This is a genomic window from Photobacterium profundum (assembly GCF_003026285.1).
Lineage (GTDB): Bacteria > Pseudomonadota > Gammaproteobacteria > Enterobacterales > Vibrionaceae > Photobacterium > Photobacterium profundum.
This window is the reverse complement of sequence record NZ_PYOD01000016.1, coordinates 67,562-92,777: the sequence shown is the minus strand read 5'-3', so window position 1 is coordinate 92,777 and position 25,216 is coordinate 67,562. Positions and strand designations below refer to the sequence as shown.

The window sequence follows — 25,216 nt, the reverse complement described above, 5'->3', positions numbered from 1 at the left end:
TTTCTGCTTTTCCGGCTTAAGCTTTAGCTGGTTTTGCAGGATTCTTCATAATACCCATCTTATAAGCGACCCAGAACAGTAAACCTAAAGAAATCATAAGAGGTAAAAAGTTTGAACCCATCTCTGGTAATTGTGCACGTAAGAATGCGGAATACCCGAATGCACCAACAAGGAAGCATGAAAACGCGATCGCAGGAGTACCTTCAGTCATGGGCTTGCTTAAGTACTCTTGATATAGGCAGTACAATGCCATACCGAATGCAATTACAGGGAAAATCGAAAACGTGACATAGCTAGATGTCAATACAGCCAACGTTGCATTACCGCATAAGCCCGCGAGTAGCGATAGCACCAATGTTTTACGTTCAGCTTTAACTTGCTCTTTTTCCATATCTTTCACCAACAGAAATAAGGTTATAGTTTATGCCTGAGCTCACGACGCTCACGCTCTTTACGGTACCAATAGGCACCTTTTGCAATTGTTCTTAATTGCATAATCAGTTTTTCTTCATGCTCTTCACGAGCCTGAGGATCAAGATCTAGCGCATCTGCACCAGAGCTAAATACCAAGGTGACCGATGCTTCTGCCTGAATATAGGCTTCTTCATTCGTCACACCTGTTTTTGCCTCAAGGTACTCAGTTAGTTCAGCAACAAAGTGTTGAATTTCACGAGCAACCGCAGCACGAAACGCGGTGGATGTTCCCGAGCGTTCACGTAAAAGTAATCTAAATACATTTGGACTACTTTCAATAAATTCCATAAATGTTTCGACAGATGTACGAATTACACTGCCTTCTTCGGCAATACGTTGTCTAGCTTGTCTCATTAATTGACGAAGGATTAGACCGCCTTCATCAACCATGGTTAAACCAAGCTCATCCATATCTTTAAAATGACGATAAAAAGACGTAGGGGCAATACCGGCTTCTCTAGCTACCTCACGTAGGCTGAGGCTGGAAAAACTACGGTCTGCACTTAACTGGCTAAACGCAGCATCGATAAGTGATCGGCGCGTTTTTTCTTTTTGTTGAGCCCTAATCCCCATGAACCTATAGCTTCTCTATGACTTTGTTCCAACTATACGCTGTTTTATCTATCACTTCAGCGTGAATGGCAATTACACCTGCATCTGAACATACTAAATCCTGATGAGCGCTGAATCAAAGCAGTAATTATGAGTTTTAATGTTTCATCACAAATTCATCACGCGATAATTAGAACAATAATCACCATTTTAAAGTAGCGAAATGCACATTTTCATCATATTTCGTTAGAACAACGTGATCATTACCTACCTATCGACTACCGCCGATTCTACCACACGCCATAAAAAGTTAAACTATCGCTATGCCAATGTTGCACAGATGATAATGAAGGCCTGATAATGACAAAAAATAAAAAGCCCACTCACTTTGATGCCATTATTATTGGCAGCGGCCCTGGTGGAGAAGGGGCTGCAATGGGGCTAACTAAAGCCGGATTAAATGTCGCGGTTATCGAGAGAGAAGATAGCGTAGGAGGAGGATGTACTCACTGGGGAACCATTCCATCTAAAGCACTCCGACATGCTGTCAGCCGTATTATTGAATACAATCAAAACCCTCTCTATTGCAAAAACAATTCCAGCCTACACAGTACCTTTAGCCAAATTTTAGGTCACGCTCAAGATGTTGTGAATAAACAAACTCGAATGCGCCAAGGCTTTTATGATCGAAATAAATGTAGTCTTATTTTTGGCGAAGCCAGCTTTATTGATGCCCATACCGTTCGAGTAAAAAATGCCGATAACAGCACCGATTTGTATAGTGCCGATAAATTTGTGATCGCAACAGGTTCTCGTCCTTATCATCCTGAAGGCGTCAACTTTGATCATTCTCGTATCTATGATAGTGATTCGATTCTGCAGCTAGAGCACGACCCTCGCCATATCATTATTTATGGTGCAGGAGTTATCGGTAGCGAATATGCGTCTATTTTTAGAGGGTTAGGCGTAAAAGTCGATCTCATCAATACTCGTCATCGTTTATTAGAGTTTTTGGATAACGAGATTTCTGACTCACTGTCTTACCACCTGTGGAATAGTGGTGCAATGATACGAAACGGTGAAACATTTGAGAAAATAGAAGGCACTGATGACAGCGTTATCCTACATTTAGAATCAGGCAAGAAAATGCGTGCAGATTGCTTGTTATATGCCAATGGACGTACAGGCAATACCGACAAGCTCAATTTAAACAAGGTCGGCTTAACACCCGATTCTCGTGGCCAACTTGTCGTTAACCAAAATTACTGTACCGATGTGGAGCATGTGTACGCTGTTGGAGATGTTATCGGCTACCCAAGCCTTGCAAGCGCCGCTTATGATCAAGGTCGCTTTGTCGCACAAGCGATTACAACGGGTGAAGCACAAGGCAGTTTGATTGATCATATTCCTACGGGCATCTATACCATTCCTGAGATCAGTTCTGTCGGTAAAACAGAACAGCAGCTAACGGCAGACAAAGTACCTTATGAGGTTGGTCGCTCTCAGTTTAAACATCTTGCTCGTGCTCAAATTGCAGGAACGGAAGTGGGAAGCTTGAAGCTCCTCTTTCATCGAGAAACTAAAGAGATCTTAGGGATCCATTGCTTTGGTGAGCGTGCCGCTGAGATCATTCATATCGGTCAAGCGATCATGGAACAAAAAGGGGAAGGTAATACGATCGATTATTTCGTCAATACCACCTTCAACTATCCAACAATGGCAGAAGCTTATCGCGTCGCGGCATTGAATGGTTTAAATCGCTTATTTTAAAGCGGGTTTAAAAAGACAGATCACACAATAAAAACGGAGCCATTTGGCTCCGTTTTTATTTGATTAAAATTTGCGAACACTTATTAGGTATCAATCAAGCGATTATCTGGTGTCAGAATATTTGCCCATGGCAAAGACTCGTCACCGAGTGTAATAAAATTCGGGTTTTCCAATGTATCACGCTCATTATAAGACAGCGGATTAAGATGCGTATTCAATATTCGTCCACCAGCCTCTTCAACAATACATTGCGTTGCAGCAGTATCCCACTCACCAGTCGGACCAAGGCGTAAATAACAATCGACAGCCCCTTCAGCGACCAGGCAGGCTTTTAATGCCGCTGAACCAAGTGGTACCAATTCATAGTTTAATGCTGGATCCAAACGATTAGTAATCGCACTGATATCTTGGCGGCGACTAATTGCAACAGCTATCGATTGAGTCGGCAATTCATGCTTATGCGTCGAAATACGAACGGTTTCCCCTTCAGGCGTGATTTTCCATGCCCCTTTCCCACTATATGCATAATACACAACCCCAGAAACGGGCGCATACACTACACCCATAATCGGCTTATTACCTTCAACCAAAGCAATAATTGTCGCAAAATCACCACTGCCAGCAATAAACTCTTGCGTACCATCCAACGGGTCAACCAACCAATAGCGATCCCATTTACTACGCTCTTTAAACGGTACACTTGCATCTTCTTCAGACAGCACTGGAATATTAGGGGTGAGTTCAGTGAGTCGCTCAATCACTAATTTATGAGCCGCGAAGTCAGCACTCGTTACTGGCGTATTATCTTCTTTGATGTGTTTTTCAAACTGACCACGTTGGTAAATATCTAAAATAACTTGCCCAGATGCGCGAGCGATATCGACCACCGAGGGAATAAGGTGAGATAATTCCATAACCCACTCCTATTGTGAGAGTTGTTTTAATGCGAGAAAAAGGGCGGTAATACTTCTTGCTTCAGCAAAGTCGAGATGATTGATCAACTCTTCCCCTTGGCTAACGGGCCAACGAACAATCTCTAACGGTTCAGGCTCATCACCTTCTAATTGTTCAGGGTATAAATCTTGAGCAAGGAAAAGCGTCATACGGCTAGAAAAATACGAGGGAGCTAATATCACTTCTTTCAATGGTTGTAGCAAATTAGACCCGAAGCCGATTTCTTCTTTCAACTCACGATTCGCCGCTTGCTCGGCGCTTTCGCCCGCGTCGATTAACCCTTTAGGAAACCCTAGCTCGTAGTTATCGGTACCGGCAGAGTATTCGCGAATAAGTAATAAATCACCATCAGCGGTAACGGGTACGATCAAAACAGCATGACGACCACTTGGCATCATTCGTTCATAGGTTCGTTCTACGCCATTTGAGAAACGAAGATCTAGCGATTCAATCTTAAATAGTCGAGATTGTGCCACAATCTCTGTTGATAGTATTTCAGGTTTATTCTTATCAGCAGCCATGCCATATTCCTGTATCACGCTTTCATTCAATTAAAGTTAACCTACCTATTGACTGAAAGTAAACTTAAAATCGTTCCGCTAAAAAAACGGTATCTAGATACGACCTTTATAGTTGATTTTATACTGCCCTTTCGTATCTGGCGTACCTAACCATTTTAACTGTTGACCAAGTTGAGGTGGAAATTCGGCCCCAGGTTTAAACCAGCCATCAAGACGATAGTTATAAGTTTTATCTAAAGACGCTTTCCAATTACTTGATACATCCGCTGAAGATTGATCGATTTTTGCCACTAATTCCCCTTGTTCACAGCTAAGATCTGCAATCACAGGGCCAGGATTAATCGTTCCAAGGGGAGAGCTTACATTGCCAGCAGTCCAAGCAAGTGAGCCATCTAAAACATCACAGTACGGCGCTTGATAGCGGTAATCTCGCAATGTCAGTTCAAGGTTTCCCGTAACAGTCGCTGGAATAGGAGCACGGGCATATTTCAGTACATTTTTAGCTGGAACTGAAACCAATAAGTTTTCACTAAAAGGACCTGATGTGCGATAACCGACAACGCCTCGTCCATCAAATCCCAAATCACTACCTTTACCAAAACGAACGTTAAATGCCGCTTCACCAGACAATAACGCACCTAATTTCATGTTCCATTGTATACGTCCAAAACGTTGGTTTTGCCACTGCACCTGAGATGCACTTCCTTGCCAAGGCGTACCACTAACACCTGAAATAGTTAACCCTTTAACGACAGGGGCTTGTTGCAAAAGCCAAGCTGCAGGAATGTGAGCAACAAGACTACCGATTAATACCACCCCAAAAGAGGCGCCAACTGCTAATTTAAACTTCACTGTTACCCTCGGCCAAGCTGTAAACGGTTCACTTCGACCATGCCGTTACTTTTTGTTCTTGAAACATCCAGGAATTGAGCTTCAATACCATATTCTTCATGTAAAAATGCCAGCCAATTAACAAGAGTATTGAACGGTACAGGTTTAACCCATACTTGGACCGACTCATTGCGAGGCTGCATCCGAATTAGCTCAATACGAAAACGGCTTGTCGTTTCATTGATGACTTGATTAAGCCCTTTATTGCTCACTGCCACACTATTGCCAGATGCGCCTTTCAAACTGGCTATCTGATTCGCTTTATCTTCAACCCAACTCAATAGCTGACGCTCAGATTGAATGCGATTCTGAGCCAATTCAGCACGATTGGCTAAAGGTTGCCATATACCCCAATAGACTATCGCCAATATTAACGCGGCTGAGCCACCTAAGACTAAACGTTGCTCTCGCTGGCTTAAGGCTTTCCACCATGCTTTCATGATTTCCTCCTTAGTACGACAGTACCATTAACCCGCTCGCCATCTTTATTCAATTGACCTTGCTCTACGATAAACTGTTCAGCTAGAAGTGTGCGAATTTGCTCAAAATGCTGAAACTCTGTAGAACTTGCTTGAAGACGTAATTCGCCACGATTTTCATCGTATTTTACATTTTGAATTGTCATTTGAGGCACTTTGCTTAATACGGGTTTTAATTGGACTAACCAAGGTAATACCCCCTTATCGCTCCCAGCGCCTCCCAACCGGCTGACGGCATTGTTCATCTGGTTTTTCAGATAACTTTGAGACGGTATGCGTTTAAATTCAGGTAAAACCTCACGAAATATACGTTCACTTTCAGCACGATAAACTTGCGCCTGCTGCTCCATTCTTTGAACAGAAATTACGTGTTCAATAATAACCGTGGTTAATACCAGCCCAGCTGCAATAGCCACTTTTCGCCAAGGTTTAAGGTGTTTTCGCCATGCTGATTGAATTTTATAGGGACCAGATAACAGATTGGTTTTATTGTTAGCAGCACCATCAGCCAATAGCTGCATCACTAATTCAGGGGCTTCTGATTTCCAGATACCAGGCATACCGATGGGAGCAGGGCTGTAATTATGTATTATTACATTTGTCGATTGCTGCAACTCTGTATTGATGGGTTCAACATTCGAGGTATCTGTATCTGTATCTGTATCTGTATCTGTATCTGTATCTGTATCTGTATCTGTATCTGTAGAGAGTACTATTGGGGCTTTCTGCGCCAATAGCCAACTACCAAGCCATGATGGCTCAGCACAAATACCTTGCGCTTCTGATTGACGCACTAACCATTGTTGCCCCAATTCAACGGCACTATAACCATCATTGAATAACGGTAAACATAAGCAATCTGGAACCAGCTTAGTGACTTCAATACCTGCATCAGATAATGCTTCTAACCACTGTTGAATGAGCTTATGTTCCACGATGGCAACACTAGCAATGTCTCCTTCGCGATTAAGCAAATGTACATGAAGAGAATCGACATCTTGTGCCAATTCCTCTTCTAATAGATAAGGTAATACCGCCGTAAGTTGACGCCCACTACCAGCAGGAATCGCAACGTCGGTGAGTAATAGTTCACTTGTTGGTGCCAAGGCGATAACTGGACGCTGTACTGCATACTCTGCAAGTTCGCTTAATTGCGCCATATCGGCTAATTGACCCGACGCAATCACTTCTTTTTGCTGTGGCGACCAGACCAGCCATTGCACCGGCTGTGCAGGCCGGCTACTTAGCCTTATTGTCAGAAATTCGCTCACTGATCCCTCCATAACGGCGACGTACAACCGTCACCTCTTTCTCATCACGTTTAAGTAATGCCACTAACCGTATTCTGGCTCGATCAACCAGTACTTCTGTATCCATTTGAAAATAGTTGCTGCTTACACCAAGGTGCGTTTTCGCTTTGTCTTTAATATCACCACTAATCGATGCAATAGCTGGTTCAGTTGTAAAGTCATCAACACTATCCCAGCCATCAAAACGACGCCCAGAAATAATGCGTTCTGCATCTGACAACGACAATGCAGGGCTGTATAACGCAGCCAATAATGCCGCTTGTCTTTGCTTTAATGTATTAACATTCAAAACCATATCGTCACTCGGTAAGGCGCATAGCAAGTGTTTTACCTTTTCATAAATCGGTGCCGTCACACCGTTTATTGCTCGAAACTCACTGACATCCGCTATCCAATCATTGGGCGGTAAATAAGGCGGGCTAAAACCTTCGTACGTGCTGTCTTCTGCACCATAAGCAGATTGAACAACGTCATCAGTATCAATATATTCCCAACTAGAATCTGCAATCATCTCTGCGTTATAGCTATCAACACCCACTTCTTCCAGTAACGCTTGCAAATATGCGACTAAAAAAGGCTTTTGGTTTGCGTCGGCTTCTGGCGTGACATTCTTCAGCGCATTAAGGTTAAAACATGCCTGACGATCGAGAATGTTACCGACGGCTTCGCCTCCTTCTAAAGGATAACGCTGCCCTTCTGTTGCCCATGCCTGATTCAAATTAATGGTGTCACTATCATCGGTACTTTGCTGAATCGCAACTTTGGCAAGCTCTTCCATTCCTTGGGCATACCAATAGGCTTGCTGATTAAGTACTTGGTTTTCTACACGGTAAAAATTGTGATGTAGCCGCTCTGTCATTTGTGCTGCGAGTAATGTCATCAGCGCTAACAGTAATAATACAACGATTAATGCCACACCTTGTTGCGACTTCATCATTCTCGGTGCTGTGATGCGGCTCAAATGATTCATTAAGCTGGATCCTCATTACTTTCAGCACTCAAGGCAGATATTGGCAGCATATACACACGTTCAATATCACCAAAGTCAACCAACGTCATTTTTACCATAATACCTTCTGGTAAAACGGCATCTTTCGACCATTCTTCCGTCCATTTATTATCACTGTAAAAGCGAAACGACAAGTCGGTTACATCCGCCAGCATCTCTCTGACTAAAGGCTCTGTGCCAACTACCGTATCAGGATAACGGAACCATACTCGCTCTAATGTATCGTCAATAATGCGGTAGCCAACGCGTACATTTTCACCTCGGGGAAACATCTGCTGAGGGTTTTGCCAGCCTGCACGCGTAAATGTTATTCCCTGACTCGATGACCCCAATAGATATTCACTAGCCAACAACAACTTATCACTAGGCTTTTCGCCTTGTGTACGAACTCTACGCGCCACTATCTGACGGAAATCGTTATCCATCATGACAACAGCACGTTGAATCGACTGTAAGCGATCATTGTGCTCTATCGATTGTTGATTGCTTAGTTGAACATTACTCAGTACTTGGTAAGCCGATAGACTCAACATTGCAAAAACAGCAATGGCGACCAACACCTCTAACAACGTAAAACCTTGCTGCGAAGAGTGTGAGTCGTGAGAAGAGCAAGGATGATTAATTCGCAACATAGGTTCTTACCGATACAACGGATTTCTTTCGTTCTGAATCTGTGGCAACCGTGACATCAACAGCACGTAAATACCCATCAGCCGTTTTTGTACTCTTTACCGACCAATACCACTCTTGACCTGCGAGTTCCGATTTGCCACGCTTTTCAGTTGTGGGGATCTCTCCCGAAAGGCGTACCTTGGCAAGCGTATTATCAGCCACCATAATGGCAAAAGTTTTTTGCTCTAAATACCCTAAGGTATTCAAATGCTGACTGACTGCTTTCATCACACTTAGCGCTGCGATAGCAAATATCGCTAGAGCAACCAGCACTTCTAATAACGTCATTCCACGATTGTGCTTCATCGTTTTTTCTCAACATCTAACTCTTCACCGGGATGAAGCAGGAATAGCTGTCCGAGTTCATCAGCTTGTACGTGCCAAAATTGATTTTGCCCATCAACCTCAAAATCTAACGTAAAGGGTGTGTACTCACCGCTTGCCATCACAACAACCTGCGGTGGTTTAATTTTATTTTTATCAGTTTGTTCAGCAAACATGTCTTCATCAAATAATGAACCAGGCTTAAACAGGCGATCTTTGTCTTGCCATGAATAACCTCCGATCTCGACCCTTAAATTAATGTCTTCGCCGACATCAACCTCGGTAAAAAACTTCGATTCTTTGATGGGTTGCCAATCATTACGGGTTAGCTCAAGAAACTGATAACGATGGCGCTCAATCCGAATACCGTAATCAACGCCATTAAGTAATGCATCTTCGCCCAATAGTTGAACGAGTTGATGAAAACGTGCAGCTTCGTCTTTTACCTTATCTTCTTTGCTTTCTGGTAATGAAATAATGACAGCGACAGCACTGGTTGCCAAAAGTACCAATACCAGCATCATTTCAATTAAGGTAAAACCCGCTACACGTTTCTTCATATAATCAAACGCTAGACTTAAAAGTCCAACATGTTCCAGTTGCCAATATCAGTATTATTACCTTCACCGCCCTCTTGACCATCAGCACCTAAGCTAAAGATATCAATAGGACCATGCTCACCCGGCATCACGTATTGGTAATCGTAACCCCAAGGATCTTTAGGTAAACGACGAATGTAGCCGCCATCACGATAGTTACGTGGCTCTGGCGATGACGAAGGCATAGAGACTAATGCCTCTAGACCTTGATCGGTCGTTGGATAAACACTGTTATCCAACTTATACATGTCTAACGATTGCTCTAATGCACTGATATCGGTAACGGCTTTTTGTTGATCCGCTTTCTCTTTATTACCTAATAGGTTCGGTACCACTAAACTGGCTAATACACCAAGAATAACGATAACGACCATAACCTCTAACAGCGTGAAGCCGCGTTGTTTACGTTGCATGAAAAAACCTCCAAGGGAAAAACTACATACCAACCATATTATTCAATTCGATAATTGGCATTAACGTAGCGATGACAATAAACATAACAATGCCAGCCATCGCGACAATCAATAATGGTTCAAAAACACCCAGCGCCATATTCACCAAAGATTCAAAATCACGATCTTGGTTATCTGCAGCACGGGTCAACATTTGCTCCAACTCACCGCTTCGTTCACCACTGGCTATCATGTGCAACATCATAGGCGGAAATAATTTGGTTTGTTCAAGCGAAATACGCAGGCTTGCACCTTCACGTACTTTATCTGAAGCTGCAATAATCTGCTTATTTACCCACGTATTGGTCATTACATCTGAAGCGACTTTCATCCCATCAAGCAGTGGAATTGCACTCGATGTACATATCGAAAGAGTACGCGCAAAGCGAGACGTGTTCAGACCACGAGCAACCTTACCGATCACTGGAATGTGCAATACCCAGCGATCCCACTTCAATCTAAATACAGGTTTTTTTAATGCACTTTTGATCAACACAATAATCGAAATAATCACAATAACCACAACGATGCCCCAATTTTGAACAAAGTTACTGGCTGCTAATAATACTTCGGTAATGGTTGGCAGCTTTTGCCCCATCTGGACAAACTGATCAACAATTTTAGGCACAACTGTTGCCAGCAAAAATGCGACAACGGCAACCGCCACCAACGTTAGCATGGTCGGATAAATCATTGCTTGCTGAAGCTTGCTACGCATTTTTTGACGATTTTCAGTGTAATCAGCCAAACGGTTTAAGACGGTATCTAAGTGACCCGACTTCTCACCGGCAGCCACCATGGCACGAAAGAGCTGATCAAAAATATGAGGATATTCCGCCATACTGTCTGACAAGGTATACCCTTCAACAACCCGAGAACGTACGGCTAATAGCATATTACGCAATCGTGGTTTTTCGTTTTGTTCACCAACCGCTTTTAAACATTCTTCAAGAGGCATACCCGCTTGAACCAGTGTGGCTAGTTGGCGTGTGACAAGCGATAATTCATTGGTACTGATCCCACGGCGAAATTGAAATTTAGTACTACTCGTTCCCACTTTTTGGGCTGAACTACGCGTTTCTGTTTGCACAACTTCAACCGGCATCAATCCTTTTTCGCGTAGCTGCTGTCTAACCTGGCGAGCATGATCGCCTTCAAGCACGCCTTTTTTCTGACGACCTTTTGCGTCTAACGCCTTATATTCAAATGCAGCCATTAGCCCTCCTTGGTGACACGCATCACTTCTTCAAGTGTCGTGATACCGCGTTTAACTTTGGCTAAACCGTCATCTCGAATACTTGGCGTATACTCTCGAATAACTTTTTCAATCGACTGCTCACCCGCTTCAGAGTGGATAAGCTCTTGAACGTTATCATCAATCAATAACAGCTCATGGATGCCAGTACGACCACGATAGCCTTTGTTATTACAGTGTTCACAACCTACAGCATGATATAACGTTAATGGCTCATCAGGACTGATATTAAAGAGTTTCTTCTGCTCGGGATTCGCCTCATAAGGCTCTCGGCACTGTACACATAAAGTACGGACTAAACGCTGAGCCAACACCCCTAACAATGACGATGAAACCAAGAAAGGCTCGATGCCCATATCACGTAATCGAGTAATCGCACCAATCGCAGTATTAGTGTGTAAGGTTGATAACACCATGTGACCGGTGAGAGATGCTTGAACAGCAATCGAGGCCGTTTCTAAATCTCGGATTTCACCTATCATAACGACATCTGGATCCTGACGTAAGATAGCCCTCAAACCACGAGCAAACGTCATATCAACTTTGGTATTAACCTGTGTTTGCCCTATTCCATCGATATCAAATTCAATCGGATCTTCAACGGTAAGAATATTACTTTCTTGACTATTCAGCTCCTGTAAACCGGCATACAAGGTGGTGGACTTACCCGAACCAGTCGGACCAGTTACAAGAATAATACCGTGTGGACGCTGGATAATATGACGGAAAGTTTTATGGTTCTCTGCCGTCATACCCAAACTATGTAGATCAAGTCGGGTCGCATTTTTATCAAGCAAACGTAATACAACACGCTCACCATGCGATGATGGCATTGTCGATACACGGACATCTACCGCACGACCACCAATTCGTAGTGAAATACGACCATCTTGAGGCACCCGTTTTTCTGCAATATCAAGGCGTGCCATTACCTTAATACGTGAAACCAACAACGGTGCCAACTTGCGACTAGGTTGTAGCACTTCACGTAATACACCATCAACACGGAAACGAATTGATAATGCTTTCTCAAAGGTTTCAATATGGATATCTGACGCAGCTTCTTTGATCGCTTCTGCTAACATGGCATTAATCAATTTAATGATTGGTGCGTCATCTTCCGATTCCAATAAGTCTTCGGTCTCAGGTAAATCTTCGGCAAGCGAGAAAAAATCATCATCGGCACCTAAATCTTCCATTAACTGCCGTGCTTCAGAAGAACCACGCTGATACGCTTCAGTGAGTTTTAATTCAAACTCTTTACTGGTCAATTCTATTGGCGTAAAGCCACTTCCAACAACACGCCGAACTTCCGCTAAGACAACCGCAGAAAGTTGTCCGCTATAGGATAACGTCCAACCACTTTCACTGGCTTCAAGCACAACACTGTGACGCTTCGCAAATGAAAATGGCAGACGGAACAACGATATTGCCGTGTCTTCCATGCTACCGATATCCATTACTGATTCTCCAGCTGCGCAACAAAGGCACGGACTTCTGGCGGTAGTTCAATATTCTCACCAAACTTAGGCAATACGGGTGTTTTTGTATTTGGCATTAAGTTTAAGCCTTGGTCGGCTTTATACAATTGCTCTGCACGAATGTAGTTATATTTACGCTGAGTAAGGCCATCAGCAGTCACACCATCGCGAATAATGGTTGGCTTAATGAATACCATCAAGTTCGTTTTTGCTGTGGTCGTATTGGTCGATTTAAACAAGAAGCCCAAGAATGGAATATCCCCTAAGATAGGAACCTTGGATTCACTCTCTTTGGTTTCTTCGCTGATCAAACCGCCTAAAGCAATCATCTGTCCATCTTGAACCAGCACCGAGGTATTAATTTGACGCTTGGCAAAACGCACATCCACGGCACCACTTGCACCTAATACACTTGACACTTCTTGCTCAATTTTAAGCTGAACAGAGTCACCTTCATTAATTTGCGGGGTGACATTTAGCTTGATACCGACTTCTTTACGTTCCACCGTTTGGAAGGGATTATCATTGCTTGAACTTGAAGTCGAACCGGTTACCACTGGCACTTCTTCACCGACAATAAACGATGCTTCACCGTTATCCATCACCGTAATACTTGGTGATGACAGGATGTTCGAATTACTGTCTGTGGCGACAGCATTCACCAACATCGTCCAGTCACCTAGCACGATACCCATTGCTGCACCGTTAACGCCGCCAAGCACACTTGCTAACGTAGAGAAATCACCTTGAGTTGGTTCATTAACCGTCACATTACCGTTAACGTCAGTTACTGTAGATCCTGGTACATCTTGCGCTTCTTGCAAACCAATTGCGTATTGGGAAATGGGTACACCCGAGTTACCAAATTGAATAACGCCACCATCTTCTGAACCATACTGCACCCCGAAGTTAATACCATCACCTTCAGATAATTCAACAATCATGGCTTCAATCAGTACCTGCGCACGACGAATATCTAACTGAGCAATAATGCTTTCTAACGCACGCATAATATCTGGCGGTGCGGTCACGATAAGGGAATTTGTTCCGGTATGGGCAGAGATCATCACCTCCCCTTTACTGCTTCCAACAGGTTTTTTACTTGCGCCTTGCTTTTCAGCCTGGAGGTTATCTGACACACCTTTGAGCACATCAACCATATCTTCGGCATTAGCATACTTCAGGTAGATAACCCGATTATTACCCGAGGTTGCCATCTCTTTATCCAGCTGATTAATCAACTTACGTAGACGCTTTCTGACTTGAGGATCACCCGATAACAACACGGCATTAGTACGCTCATCAGCAACCACTTTAGGCTGTAAAAACCCAGGTGTTGATTTGGCGTCTGCACTTTTATTTAATGCATCGACGATGCGTACCATTTCTGCTGCCGAAGCATTACGCAACTCAACAACATCCACTTCTTTATCACCAGCACGGTCGACCCGTTCAATGATTTCAGCCAAACGGTTCACCACCGCGGCACGCCCCGTAATCATAATGATATTTGCAGGGTCGTAATGCACCACGTTACCAGCCCCCGCATTATCATTTAACTGACGCAACAACGGAGAAAGCTCACGCACCGACACATTACGCACCGCAATCACACGGGTGACGACTTCATCACCAGAGACTTTATCTTTACCATCAACGACTGGGATTGCAGATGTCTTCGCGTCTTTATCACGAATTACTTTAAGTACGCCGTTATCCATTTCAACAACAGCAAAACCATACACTTCTAAAACATTTAAAAAGAATTGATAATATTGTTCGTCATTTAGAAGGTCATAACTACGCACATTGACTTGCCCACGTACTGCAGGATCGACAATGATCGTTTTTTGTAGATTTCGCCCTACAATATTAATGAACTCTTGAATATCAGTTCCTTTAAAACTGGCACTAAATTCACTGGCCATCACTGAGCTACATAGCAAACTACCTGCTAAAAACAGGGCGCTTTTACTCATCCATTTTTTCACAAAAAACTCCTGCGCTTAATCGCGTGTTTCGCTGTTGAACCACTATTGCAATTCAATATAAATATCGTGTAATTGGCCTTCTCGCTCTACGGTTAATGTAAAGTCAGTAGCTTCAGATAACTCGGTCCATAATTTTGCCATTACCGTAGGGTCTGTTAAATCACTACCATTTAAACTAACCGCTAAATCATTAGCCTTTAGACCAACAGCATCAAATAACACCCTATCTTTACCGGGATTAACACGATACCCCACCAGCTCATTATCCCTTTTCACCTGAGACAGGCGAATATAGGTAAAGAGGTTTTGGGGCTTCTCTAGAATGTCCTTTTTAATTTGATCTAACTCTGATGAAGGTGCAGCCTTTGCCGTTTCAACCGGTTTCGATTTGCTTCTAGCTGGCTGCTGAGGTTGTGATTGACCAAACTTAACACCATCCAACATCAATGTTTCATCACGACCGCTATTTCGAATAATAACGCGATCAACATACACAGCCTGTAATGTTGCACGGGTACCATCAATCGCTTCATTTAAACCATAGGTATTTTGCTTACCGCGGTTAGTGATTACCGCTAATGTCGTTTCAGCGCGATTACTCGCAACTACACCCACTAACGTTAAATTCAAACTGGTCTGTGGCGCATCTTGCTTAACGGGTTGTTGTTTAATGACAGGGGCATTTTGTTGATATTGACCAAATAAGTTCATTGCTAGCACATCAGAAACTTGAAATGCTGATGTATTCCCTCCAGACACTGAAGCTACTTTCATTTGCCAAGGTGCTAGATTGTCTACAGGTTGAATGAATGACCATAACAATCGTCCTAATATCCATGCCAACATCACGATTAATAACCATGTCGTTATTTGTGTTAATGTTTTCGCTGACAATGGGCGCTTTGTATAAAGCGTTTCTAACCACTTTGTTGCAACCATTCTTAAGTCCATTTCACTAAAAGCTGTACATAAGGCAGACCTGACAGGATACCTGTTCAGTTCGCATTAAGGCAGAGCTGCGCCAATAAAATCATGAAATATATCCACCGAGATCACGAAAAAAAAGTAATAACGATCAATAGTCTAACTGTAGCAGAGAATTAATTGTCTATTTAACATTGAAATATCCCGTCAATATCTCCATTTACTAAACTTAATATGCTACTTTTAGCGCCCTTTTTAGGGTAAGGAGCTCGTTGTGAGTCATCAATCATCAAACTCAGACACTCTTCAAGTGCGTCTTGATAAATGGTTATGGGCTGCACGGTTTTACAAAACACGCTCAATCGCTCGTAACATGATCGATGGCGGAAAAGTGCATTACAACGGTCAACGCTCTAAACCAAGCAAAATCGTTGAAGTGGGTGCAGAAGTTCGCGTAAGGCAGGGCAACGAAGAGAAAACCATTACGATTGAGAAATTATCAACCGTTCGTCGTGGTGCCCCTGAAGCACAAACCTTATACGAGGAAACCACTGAAAGCCTCAAGCTACGAAATCAGAATGCTGAAATGCGTAAGTTAAATGCTTTTGGTAGTCCTAGCCCTGAAAAACGCCCAGATAAAAAGCAACGACGCGATATCATTAAATTCAAGAACATCAATGAGTAATCTATTAGGTCTCAATTACAGAAAAAGTTTCATAAGATGAATGAAATCGTCTGAATAAAATCCTAAATGCATTGTTCTAACTATTTTACCGGCTGGAGAATACACGCTAATGACAAACGATAATCTGTACCGTTACCTATTTGAAGGTGTATCTGTACGTGGTGAGCTCGTACAACTGGGCAACACTTATCAGCAAATCATTGCTAGTAAGGAATACCCTGCGCCGGTACAAAAATTATTAGGCGAATTGCTGGTGGCAACAAGCCTGTTAACTGCCACATTAAAATTTGAAGGTTCTATCACTGTCCAACTTCAAGGTGATGGTCCTGTTCGCCTTGCTGTTATCAATGGCGATCATGAGCAGAAAATGCGTGGTGTTGCTCGTTGGGAAGGTGAAGTACCTACAGACGGAACAATTCACGATGTTATTGGTAAAGGCCACCTCGTTATTACTATCACGCCAACGAAAGGCGAGCGTTACCAAGGTGTGGTTGGTTTAGAAGGGGATACTCTTGCTGAATCACTTGAAGGTTACTTCGCAAATTCAGAGCAACTAAAAACACGTATCATTTTACGTACGGGTGAATTTGAAGGTAATGCAAAAGCGGCAGGAATGCTGCTGCAAATACTACCTGATGGTCAAGGCCAAGAGGGTGATTTTGAACACCTTGAACAATTAACAGAAACAGTAAAAAACGAAGAGCTGTTTAGTTTAGATGCGCAAGATGTACTTTACCGCCTTTATCACCAAGAAGAGGTGAAATTATTTGACCCTCAACTTGTCGAATTTCACTGTGGTTGTTCACGCGAACGTAGCGCATCAGCAATCTGTTCAATTGAACGTATTGAAGTAGAAAAAATCATCGCAGATGAAGGGAAAATCTCACTGCATTGTGACTACTGTGGTACCAGTTATGACTTTGATAGCATTGATGTAGCAGCACTTCACGAGAATGCCGCGAAGAATGATAGCGATCAGGTACACTGATAATTATCATCTCGCAAAAACATTGATAAATCAGAAGAATAGCCGAATGTAATTCGGCTATTTTTTTAACTGAAGCACACTTTCACTCCTCTATTACATCTTCTTGCACACCTTTTCCCCTGCTTTTTTCAAGAGAAATATTAATTTCAACCTCTAGCGCAAACGTTTCACATCATTGTAAACTTAACCGCCCTTGCGATTTGGAATTTTTACTTACCATTAACATTTTAGTGGTTATTTTTTGATGGATCTCCCTGAATTACCCCTTTAGGGTTGTTAGCATGGTCAACAGTTAAACTACATCTTACCCAGGAGCACCTATGACTGTTATGAACGTCGAAAAAAAGGTTGCAAAAAACGTGGATCTGTCTGAATACGGTATCAATAATGTTACGGATATTATTCGTAACCCATCATTCGAAGTTTTATTCGAAGAAGAGACTAAGCCAGGCCTAGAAGGATACGAAAAAGGTATCGTTACTGAGCTTGGTGCTGTATCTGTTGATACGGGTATTTTTACAGGTCGTTCGCCTAAAGATAAGTTCATCGTTAAAGATGACACTACCCGCGATACCCTATGGTGGGCAGACCAAGGCAAGAACGACAATAAAGCGATTGATCAAAAAGTCTGGAATGAGTTAAAAGTATTAGTCACTAAGCAACTATCTGGCAAGCGTCTGTTTGTAGTAGATGGCTACTGTGGCGCAAACCCGGATACTCGCCTATGTATCCGTGTTATTACGGAAGTTGCATGGCAAGCCCACTTCGTGAAAAACATGTTTATTCGCCCAACAGAAGAAGAGCTAGCAAGCTTTAAACCTGATTTTGTGGTAATGAACGGCGCGAAGTGCACCAATGAGAAGTGGGAAGAGCAAGGTCTGAACTCTGAAAACTTCACGGTCTTCAACCTAACAGAAAAAATGCAGCTTATCGGTGGTACTTGGTACGGCGGTGAGATGAAGAAAGGTATGTTCGCAATGATGAACTACTTCCTTCCGCTTAAAGAGATAGCGTCAATGCACTGTTCAGCGAATATGGGCGAAAACGGTGATGTAGCAGTATTCTTTGGCCTTTCTGGTACAGGTAAAACAACGTTATCAACTGACCCTAAACGTGCGCTTATCGGTGATGATGAGCACGGTTGGGATGACAACGGCGTATTCAACTTTGAAGGCGGTTGCTACGCAAAAACCATTAATCTTTCAAAAGAAGCAGAACCTGATATCTACAATGCTATCCGCCGTGATGCATTGCTAGAAAACGTAACAGTTCGTGCTGACGGCGCTATTGATTTCGACGACAACTCGAAAACAGAAAACACCCGAGTGTCTTACCCAATCTACCACATTGAAAACATTGTTAAACCAGTGTCTAAAGGTGGCCATGCAAACAAGGTTATCTTCTTGTCTGCTGATGCATTTGGTGTGCTTCCTCCGGTATCAAAATTAACGCCAGAACAAACTAAATACCACTTCCTATCTGGTTTCACTGCGAAACTAGCCGGTACTGAACGCGGTATTACAGAACCAACGCCAACGTTCTCTGCATGTTTTGGTAATGCATTCCTAACACTTCACCCTACACAGTATGCAGAAGTACTGGTTAAGCGTATGGAAGCAGCTGGTGCAGAAGCTTACCTTGTTAACACTGGTTGGAATGGCACAGGCAAACGAATTTCAATTCAAGATACTCGCGCTATCATCGATGCAATCCTAGATGGTTCTATCGATAATGCAGAAACAAAAGAGATGCCAATTTTTAATCTTGAAGTACCGACATCGCTACCAGGTGTTAACCCTGAAATTCTAGACCCACGTGATACGTATACTGACCCGCTACAGTGGGAAAGCAAAGCACAAGATCTAGCGAATCGCTTCATCAATAACTTTGAAAAGTACACCGATACAACAGAAGGTGCTGAACTGGTTGCTGCTGGTCCACAGCTCGATTAATCATCCCTTTTACGACTGATTGACTAAAAGCCCTTCCCGAAAAAAAGGGCTTTTTTTTGTTCATTGCGAACTAGCAACAATATCAACCAGCATTTAGCCGCAACGCAAAATTGACTAACTGATAAATAAAATCAAAAACATCCGCTTGCAGCTCTACACTTTTTACGCCAATCTGAAGGAAGACCTTTGGAGGCTATATGCGTGTAGTGGGAAAAATATTCGGTACCCTTATCATTTTGATGCTGCTTAGCATCACGATCATCCTTACATTACTGCACACCCAATATGCCACCAGACTCGTCATCAATACCATTGATGCTACGACAAATTACCACCTGAAAGCAGCAAATATCAGCTACCACATCAGTGATCCTTGGCATATACAGCTCGAACAACCACAAATAATGTATCAACGACAGCCTTTGCTATCCGCCAATAACATTCAATTGTGGCTAACCCCCACCAAGTTACTGAATACTGGCTGGTCTTTTGACAGTATTTTGATTGATACCATCACGCTAAATCAACCCCTCAATTTAGCTACGCTACCCGATTTACATGTTCAACGTTTAGCCCTAAATAACCTGACACTGCATACCCCTGAAATCAGCATCGAACAAGCCCGTCTACAGATCGATAATTGGCAGAGTCGTTCGCAATCATGGGGAATATTCAGTGGTGACTTTCAACTATCTACACCCAATATGCAATGGCAAGGTACAACATTAAAAGACGTTTTAATTGATGGTGATTACCAAGATCAAAACTGGAAGATCTACGGTTTATCCTTTGAATGGCAGCACGCCACCTTTAGTGGCCAAGCTGAATATAAGCAATCGGCAACGCAAACTAATTTACTCACATTGCACCAATTAACGGTCACTGGCTTGCAATTACAAGACCAAGCCCAACTCACCCTATTTCGCTCTTATATTGATCAAGTGAAAGCCTCCGCTCTCACCATCGACATTAAACGCCTTGATGTACTTGAAAGTAATATAGAGATGCCTAATTACACGCTCAATAACATTAATCTTTCGGTACAAAATTGGCAGTGGCCTGCCACTCATTGGCAACAACATGAAGCGCTGGTTTCTCTAAATGCCAGCAGTATTCAATGGTTAAATACTGTCTTTGAAGAACCAATTGTTAACAGCACCTTTTCACCGCAACAAATAACAGTAAATGGGCTATCAACAAAAGTTCTCGAAGGGTATGTTCAATTTAATGGCGCATTAACCCCTGATGTATTGGCGCTTAATCAAGTAACGGTAAATGGAATTAAATGGGTATTACCCAACAATTGGCCAACACATTTACGCACACTGAATTCACTGTATTCTGATATCAGCGTTACTCAATTAGATGTTGGCTATGCCCAGCTGACGGACACCAATCCAGCAAACCCTTTTCAAATCGCAGGCTTAAACATTAACGGGGAAGACCTAATCCTGAAAAGACATGGACAAGTTGGATTATGGCAAGGTACGTTAACCGCAAATTCAGGAGCGGCAAGCGTCAATAAAATCAGTATGATAGGGCCGTATATCACAATGAATAGTCAGGCCGGTAATTGGCAATTAAAGCAGTTAATCCTGCCTTTTAAAGATGGATTACTAGAAACGTCTGGTAATGTAGATTTAAATCGTTCAGGTCAACCTTGGAAGCTATCACTACAAGGTGACAACATACCAGCGACAACTCTATCCCAATGGTTAGCGATACCTTTTCCCGTTACTGGTGCTATGGATATCACCTTTAATGGAACAGGCTTAGCCCAGCACCAAACAAGCCTTGCTTATAGCTTTACAGGTGATTTAAGCGCGACCTTTAGGCAGCTACAGCTCAGTAAACTAACCCCGCAACAATTGCTTCAATACTGGGGTACTTCACAACAGCCTCAACCGACGAGCAATCAGAGCCAAAACGTTGATTCGCTTTCACTGTCTTTATCACCGTTATCTATTTCTGCAGATAGAGGACGTATGGCAATCAACAAAATAGAGTTAAGAAGCAAAGGGCTAGAAGCCAATTTAAAAGGGAGATGGGATTTAGCAGATACAACTAAACAAACAATAGAGCTGAAAGCAAAACAAGGTTGCCAGCAGCTCACACGAGTTTGGGGTACTGATCAGCAGCTGCTATCAGCATCAGCTTGTAAAGGAAATAACATATAAGTGCCAGTAAACGTAGAAGCTAACGTCTCGCCACTGTAAACATTCACTTCAACAATCACTCGCCCCTTACGCCCTTTGGCAAGGCGATCAAAGTCACCACTGAGGGTTTCGATTGACACAACGGCACGTGGCCGCTCTTTCACCGGAGACACGTAACGAATATGACTATCAACCAATACAATATCAGCTTCTAGCTTACGTTCTTTTATCAGCATCCAAATAAATCCCCAGCCCGCTAACGTTGCCATAGTAAAAATACTACCTGCAAACATAAACTCACTCGGATTCAGATTCGCATTAATTAATGCGCTTACTTCAAAACGATACCCCGTGTATTGACTTATCTTGACCCCCATCTTGTCACTGATTGGAATCTGGTATTGCCATAATTCTTGCAGTTCTTGACACCATTCAGGATGACGGACAACATCGGTTAATGGGTCGAGGTGTTTTAGCATTTGCTGGTGACGTACCGGACCACGCTCATCACTCAACTCGCCTTGGCTAGTAAAAGCATTTTTCAGATAAAAAGGAATCGCATCTTCTCGGGCATTACACACTAACCGTTTTGCACCATCTTGGCGCGCCAGCGATTCCAGCGCCATAAGCACGATGGCTCCCATTCCTTTGTGACGATAATTAGGGTGTACAGCCATAAAACGAACCTGACCATCATTGTCTGGTGTCATATACAGCCGACCAATGGCAATGGTTTCGCCGTTATCTGTCACGATCATACGGTGCGCACTTAGTTCATCGTAGGCATCCCGCTCAGATCCCACTGGCATACGCCATGCTTCACGCAACATTCGCCAGCGAAAATCATAATAACGTGCTAATTCGTCGGCCGTTTTTGGTGTGATCAGTCGAAACATGCATCCCTCTCTCTGGCGTTTCCGCTAATTAATCGTCTATCCATTGCGATTCTAGTTATCTATATAACCAGTGGCTTACACTACACCTGCAGCCAAAACGTCACAGGTCCATCGTTTAATAAAGCCACTTTCATATCGGCTGCAAAAACACCCGTTTCAGTCTGGATATCTTTATCCTTACAACATTCGACAAAATAATCATACAAGCGTTCCGCATCAGCAGGTGCAGCCCCAACAGAAAAACTTGGCCGCATACCACTTTTCGTGTCTGCCGCTAACGTAAACTGTGAAACAACCAGGACACTGCCACCCGCTTGCTGAACATTTAAATTCATTTTTCCCGCATCGTCTTCAAATACACGATAGCCTAAAACTTTATCACGCAGACGTTTCGTTTTTGATTCATCATCTTCTTTTTCGACCCCAAGCAGAACCAGCAAGCCTTTACCAATCGTTCCAGTCACTTGGCCATCAACCGTTACACTGGCTTCACTTACTCGTTGAATTAACGCAATCATTCACTTTATTCCTTCATTATTTTTAGCTTCTGAGCTTTTTTCTTGCTCATTTTTTACCATAACTTTTACATCGCGGTCTTTAGATATAATTGGCTCACAAGAAGACAGTTGCCACTGCTTTCGCTCACCAAGACTTGCTGTGATTTCTGCACCAAGTAACACAATACACCAGCACAAATAGACCCAAACAAATAAAATAGGGATCACAGCCAATGCGCCGTATATCACCTGATAAGACGGGAAATTTGAAATATAAAGTGCAAACCCTTTTTTACTCAACTCAAATAATATACTCGCAACCAATGCCCCGAATAATGCATGGCTGAACTTCACCTTTAAGTTGGGTACCAGCAGATATAAGCCTAAGAAAGCACAGCTCGACATAATGACAGGTAAAGCGCGTAATGTTTGTTGAAAAAGACCATTCACTGCTTCGCTATTAAGCAAATTTAATGAACCTAAATAAGAGCTCACCGCAATACTTGAACCCACAAGGATAGGGCCTAACGTCAGCACCATCCAATAAATAGAAAATGAAATCACAGGTCGACGCTTTTCATGCACTCGCCAAATGTAATTTAATGCCTGATCGATGGAAGACATTAACATCATCGCCACCACAAATAATGCTCCAACCCCAACTGCAGTCATCTTTCCGGCATTCGCGACAAACTCATTCAAATACGTTTTTACGACTTCACCAGCGGCTGGTACAAAATTTTCAATCACAAAATTTTGCAGTAACTCCCCCAACCCCGCGAACACAGGAAAAGCAGACAACGCAGAAAGAACAACAGTAATCATGGGAACTAATGACAGTAACGTCACATACGCCATCGAACCAGCTGCAATAGTTAAACGATCATGTTTAACTCGCCGATTAAGGTAGGTTAAATATGCAAAAGTCTGTTTTAGACATTGGAGAAAATGTACCTTGCCAGTTATCTTATTCTCAGCCATATTCATCTAATTAATTTTTATACTATTTTAATTCTAATACGAATTTATCGCTACGAAAGGAAAGCGTACGATTCAGATACCATACATCAATAAGGAATTTACGATGCCCTATTTACTCACCATTCTGCTAAGTATCACGCTACTATCAGGGTGTCAAAGCGCTTATTATTCAGCGATGGAAAAAGTCGGCGTACATAAACGCGATATTATGGTCGACCGAGTCGAAGATACAAATAAAGCACAACAAGATGCTCAAGAGCAATTCACCAGCGCACTAGATGCACTAAAAGCTTTAAACCAATTCGATGGCGGTGATTTAGAAACAGCCTATAACGACATTAACGATCAATATGAAGCCAGTTCTGATGCGGCCGACAAAGTCAGTGAACGCATTGCTGCTATCGAAGACGTTGCCGATGCATTATTTGATGAGTGGGAAAACGAGCTTTCACTTTATACCAGCACAACATTGAAGCGCGATAGTGAAAAAAAGCTACGTGCCACCCAAACATCCTACAAAAAGATGTTAACCGCCATGCACAAAGCTGAAAGCAAAATGACGCCAGTGCTCAATACATTGCGAGATAATACGCTGTACTTAAAGCACAATTTGAATGCGGCAGCCATCGGTTCGCTGCAGGGTGAATTTACCTCCCTACAAAAAGACATACAACGTGCTATCAATGATATGCAAATCGCTATTGATGAGTCTGAACGCTTTATCTCTCATCTGAAAAAAGCGTAATGCTTTAGCTCAGCCTACCATTATAAGCGAGCCAAAATCCAACAGGCTCGCTCTTCTATATTTCCCCATGGCACTTGCATCACCTCATAGTTAAGCGCCTCATACGTCATTACCAGTTGATCATGAATCGCTTGAGCTTCAATAAAACTATGAGGGCGCTCATCATCTTCTTGATAGATCGCTTCATGAGGCGCACAAAAAAACACCCGAGAAGCATAACCAGCAGCAGCATCAAGGTAATGCTGGCTTACCGTTTCTCCGCCCACCGTTAGATAAGCACAAATATCAGGAATCGCACGATCAACAAACGCTGGCATTGTCCCTTTCTGAGCTAATCGACGCTGCTCATTCATCATCCCTAAACAAAGCTCAGCAAAAGCGGGAAGATTGGTCCACGGTAATACACCGTCCTCTAAATTTGCTTGTTGTTGAATTAAGGTACGAGACACTTCAGGAAACGTTAAATACCCTTTACAGCTTAATGCCTTCAGTAACGTCGTTTTACCGGCACCTGGTCCACCAGTAATAATGATTGGCTGCATGTTGTCGTACTCTGAATCGATGAGGTAGGCAGTATACTGGAAAGGAGGTTGGCATAGGGAAATCAGCGGTGAATTTTTACATAACACTACCGAAAATTTTTTCTTTTTCAGATACA

Annotated in this window: 26 protein-coding genes; 6 read left to right on the top strand and 20 right to left on the bottom strand. The window is 42.8% G+C overall.

Going from position 1 to position 25,216, the window contains the following annotated elements; all coding sequences use genetic code 11:
- Positions 1–16: 16 nt before the first annotated feature.
- Entirely contained in the window at positions 17–391 is a 375-nt protein-coding gene (locus C9J48_RS23085; protein WP_006233453.1) for a YijD family membrane protein, read from the bottom strand.
- Positions 392–414: 23 nt separating this feature from the next.
- Positions 415–1,047 carry an HTH-type transcriptional repressor FabR gene (fabR, locus tag C9J48_RS23080; RefSeq protein ID WP_006233454.1) on the bottom strand — a complete coding sequence of 211 codons (633 nt, stop codon included), beginning with the start codon at positions 1,045–1,047 and terminating at the stop codon, positions 415–417.
- Positions 1,048–1,386: 339 nt separating this feature from the next.
- On the opposite strand from fabR, the gene sthA reads away from it, so the two are divergent.
- The gene (gene sthA, locus C9J48_RS23075) at positions 1,387–2,796 is read left to right on the top strand and encodes a Si-specific NAD(P)(+) transhydrogenase (RefSeq protein ID WP_006233456.1); all 1,410 of its coding nucleotides are present in this window, start codon (positions 1,387–1,389) and stop codon (positions 2,794–2,796) included.
- Positions 2,797–2,879: 83 nt separating this feature from the next.
- On the opposite strand, the gene cysQ is transcribed toward sthA, so the two are convergent.
- The 14 genes from cysQ to gspC form a co-directional block, all read right to left on the bottom strand.
- On the bottom strand, positions 2,880–3,710 hold the full coding sequence (gene cysQ, locus C9J48_RS23070; protein ID WP_006233457.1) for a 3'(2'),5'-bisphosphate nucleotidase CysQ: 831 nt from the start codon (positions 3,708–3,710) through the stop codon (positions 2,880–2,882).
- A 9-nt stretch (positions 3,711–3,719) separates the two neighbouring features.
- Positions 3,720–4,271 carry an ADP compounds hydrolase NudE gene (gene nudE / locus C9J48_RS23065; RefSeq protein WP_006233458.1) on the bottom strand — a complete coding sequence of 184 codons (552 nt, stop codon included), beginning with the start codon at positions 4,269–4,271 and terminating at the stop codon, positions 3,720–3,722.
- Positions 4,272–4,364: 93 nt separating this feature from the next.
- Positions 4,365–5,123: a type II secretion system protein N gene (locus C9J48_RS23060; RefSeq protein ID WP_006233459.1), complete on the bottom strand. Its 759-nt coding sequence runs from the start codon at positions 5,121–5,123 to the stop codon at positions 4,365–4,367.
- Positions 5,124–5,125: 2 nt separating this feature from the next.
- Entirely contained in the window at positions 5,126–5,602 is a 477-nt protein-coding gene (locus C9J48_RS23055; RefSeq protein ID WP_006233460.1) for a type II secretion system protein M, read from the bottom strand.
- Entirely contained in the window at positions 5,599–6,912 is a 1,314-nt protein-coding gene (gspL, locus tag C9J48_RS23050; RefSeq protein WP_006233461.1) for a type II secretion system protein GspL, read from the bottom strand. The genes C9J48_RS23055 and gspL overlap by 4 nt, the downstream gene beginning before the upstream one ends.
- A complete protein-coding gene (gspK, locus tag C9J48_RS23045; protein ID WP_036804342.1) occupies positions 6,881–7,888 on the bottom strand; it encodes a type II secretion system minor pseudopilin GspK in 1,008 nt (335 codons plus the stop codon). Before gspK ends, gspL begins: the two co-directional genes overlap by 32 nt.
- A gap of 32 nt (positions 7,889–7,920) precedes the next feature.
- Positions 7,921–8,592, bottom strand: a complete 672-nt coding sequence (gspJ, locus tag C9J48_RS23040) for a type II secretion system minor pseudopilin GspJ (RefSeq protein WP_006233463.1) — start codon at positions 8,590–8,592, stop codon at positions 7,921–7,923.
- Positions 8,579–8,938, bottom strand: coding sequence for a type II secretion system minor pseudopilin GspI (gene gspI / locus C9J48_RS23035; protein WP_006233464.1), 360 nt, complete (start codon positions 8,936–8,938; stop codon positions 8,579–8,581). Before gspI ends, gspJ begins: the two co-directional genes overlap by 14 nt.
- Positions 8,935–9,516, bottom strand: coding sequence for a type II secretion system minor pseudopilin GspH (gene gspH / locus C9J48_RS23030; RefSeq protein ID WP_006233465.1), 582 nt, complete (start codon positions 9,514–9,516; stop codon positions 8,935–8,937). Before gspH ends, gspI begins: the two co-directional genes overlap by 4 nt.
- Positions 9,517–9,533: 17 nt before the next feature.
- Positions 9,534–9,968, bottom strand: a complete 435-nt coding sequence (gene gspG / locus C9J48_RS23025; protein ID WP_006233466.1) for a type II secretion system major pseudopilin GspG — start codon at positions 9,966–9,968, stop codon at positions 9,534–9,536.
- A gap of 22 nt (positions 9,969–9,990) precedes the next feature.
- Positions 9,991–11,223 (bottom strand): type II secretion system inner membrane protein GspF, encoded by a 1,233-nt coding sequence (gene gspF / locus C9J48_RS23020; RefSeq protein WP_006233467.1) that lies wholly within the window; start codon positions 11,221–11,223, stop codon positions 9,991–9,993.
- Entirely contained in the window at positions 11,223–12,707 is a 1,485-nt protein-coding gene (gspE, locus tag C9J48_RS23015) for a type II secretion system ATPase GspE (RefSeq protein WP_086004196.1), read from the bottom strand. The genes gspF and gspE overlap by 1 nt, the downstream gene beginning before the upstream one ends.
- A gap of 14 nt (positions 12,708–12,721) precedes the next feature.
- Positions 12,722–14,734: a type II secretion system secretin GspD gene (gspD, locus tag C9J48_RS23010; protein WP_006233469.1), complete on the bottom strand. Its 2,013-nt coding sequence runs from the start codon at positions 14,732–14,734 to the stop codon at positions 12,722–12,724.
- Between the two features lie 42 nt (positions 14,735–14,776).
- A complete protein-coding gene (gene gspC / locus C9J48_RS23005) occupies positions 14,777–15,673 on the bottom strand; it encodes a type II secretion system protein GspC (protein WP_006233470.1) in 897 nt (298 codons plus the stop codon).
- Between the two features lie 259 nt (positions 15,674–15,932).
- Here gspC and hslR point away from each other — a divergent pair, with 259 nt between their 5' ends.
- The 4 genes from hslR to C9J48_RS22985 all read left to right on the top strand — a co-directional run bounded on the left by hslR (position 15,933) and on the right by C9J48_RS22985 (position 21,460).
- Positions 15,933–16,343: a ribosome-associated heat shock protein Hsp15 gene (gene hslR / locus C9J48_RS23000; RefSeq protein WP_006233471.1), complete on the top strand. Its 411-nt coding sequence runs from the start codon at positions 15,933–15,935 to the stop codon at positions 16,341–16,343.
- 109 nt (positions 16,344–16,452) lie between these two features.
- Positions 16,453–17,331 carry an Hsp33 family molecular chaperone HslO gene (gene hslO, locus C9J48_RS22995; protein ID WP_006233472.1) on the top strand — a complete coding sequence of 293 codons (879 nt, stop codon included), beginning with the start codon at positions 16,453–16,455 and terminating at the stop codon, positions 17,329–17,331.
- 320 nt (positions 17,332–17,651) lie between these two features.
- Complete coding sequence (gene pckA / locus C9J48_RS22990; protein WP_006233473.1) at positions 17,652–19,283, top strand: phosphoenolpyruvate carboxykinase (ATP); 1,632 nt, start codon at positions 17,652–17,654, stop codon at positions 19,281–19,283.
- Between the two features lie 197 nt (positions 19,284–19,480).
- Entirely contained in the window at positions 19,481–21,460 is a 1,980-nt protein-coding gene (locus C9J48_RS22985) for an AsmA family protein (protein WP_006233474.1), read from the top strand.
- Here the strand turns inward: C9J48_RS22985 and C9J48_RS22980 are convergent.
- From C9J48_RS22980 to C9J48_RS22970, 3 genes are all read right to left on the bottom strand, one after another.
- Positions 21,415–22,335 (bottom strand): bifunctional GNAT family N-acetyltransferase/hotdog fold thioesterase, encoded by a 921-nt coding sequence (locus C9J48_RS22980; RefSeq protein ID WP_006233475.1) that lies wholly within the window; start codon positions 22,333–22,335, stop codon positions 21,415–21,417. The genes C9J48_RS22985 and C9J48_RS22980 overlap by 46 nt on opposite strands.
- Positions 22,336–22,415: 80 nt before the next feature.
- Positions 22,416–22,853, bottom strand: coding sequence for a D-aminoacyl-tRNA deacylase (gene dtd / locus C9J48_RS22975; RefSeq protein ID WP_006233476.1), 438 nt, complete (start codon positions 22,851–22,853; stop codon positions 22,416–22,418).
- Positions 22,854–23,813 carry a virulence factor BrkB family protein gene (locus C9J48_RS22970; RefSeq protein WP_036804297.1) on the bottom strand — a complete coding sequence of 320 codons (960 nt, stop codon included), beginning with the start codon at positions 23,811–23,813 and terminating at the stop codon, positions 22,854–22,856.
- A gap of 103 nt (positions 23,814–23,916) precedes the next feature.
- Between C9J48_RS22970 and C9J48_RS22965 the strand changes: the two genes are divergently transcribed.
- Complete coding sequence (locus tag C9J48_RS22965; RefSeq protein WP_006233478.1) at positions 23,917–24,558, top strand: DUF2959 domain-containing protein; 642 nt, start codon at positions 23,917–23,919, stop codon at positions 24,556–24,558.
- A gap of 20 nt (positions 24,559–24,578) precedes the next feature.
- On the opposite strand, the gene C9J48_RS22960 is transcribed toward C9J48_RS22965, so the two are convergent.
- Positions 24,579–25,100, bottom strand: a complete 522-nt coding sequence (locus C9J48_RS22960; protein ID WP_006233479.1) for an AAA family ATPase — start codon at positions 25,098–25,100, stop codon at positions 24,579–24,581.
- Positions 25,101–25,216 lie beyond the last annotated feature (116 nt).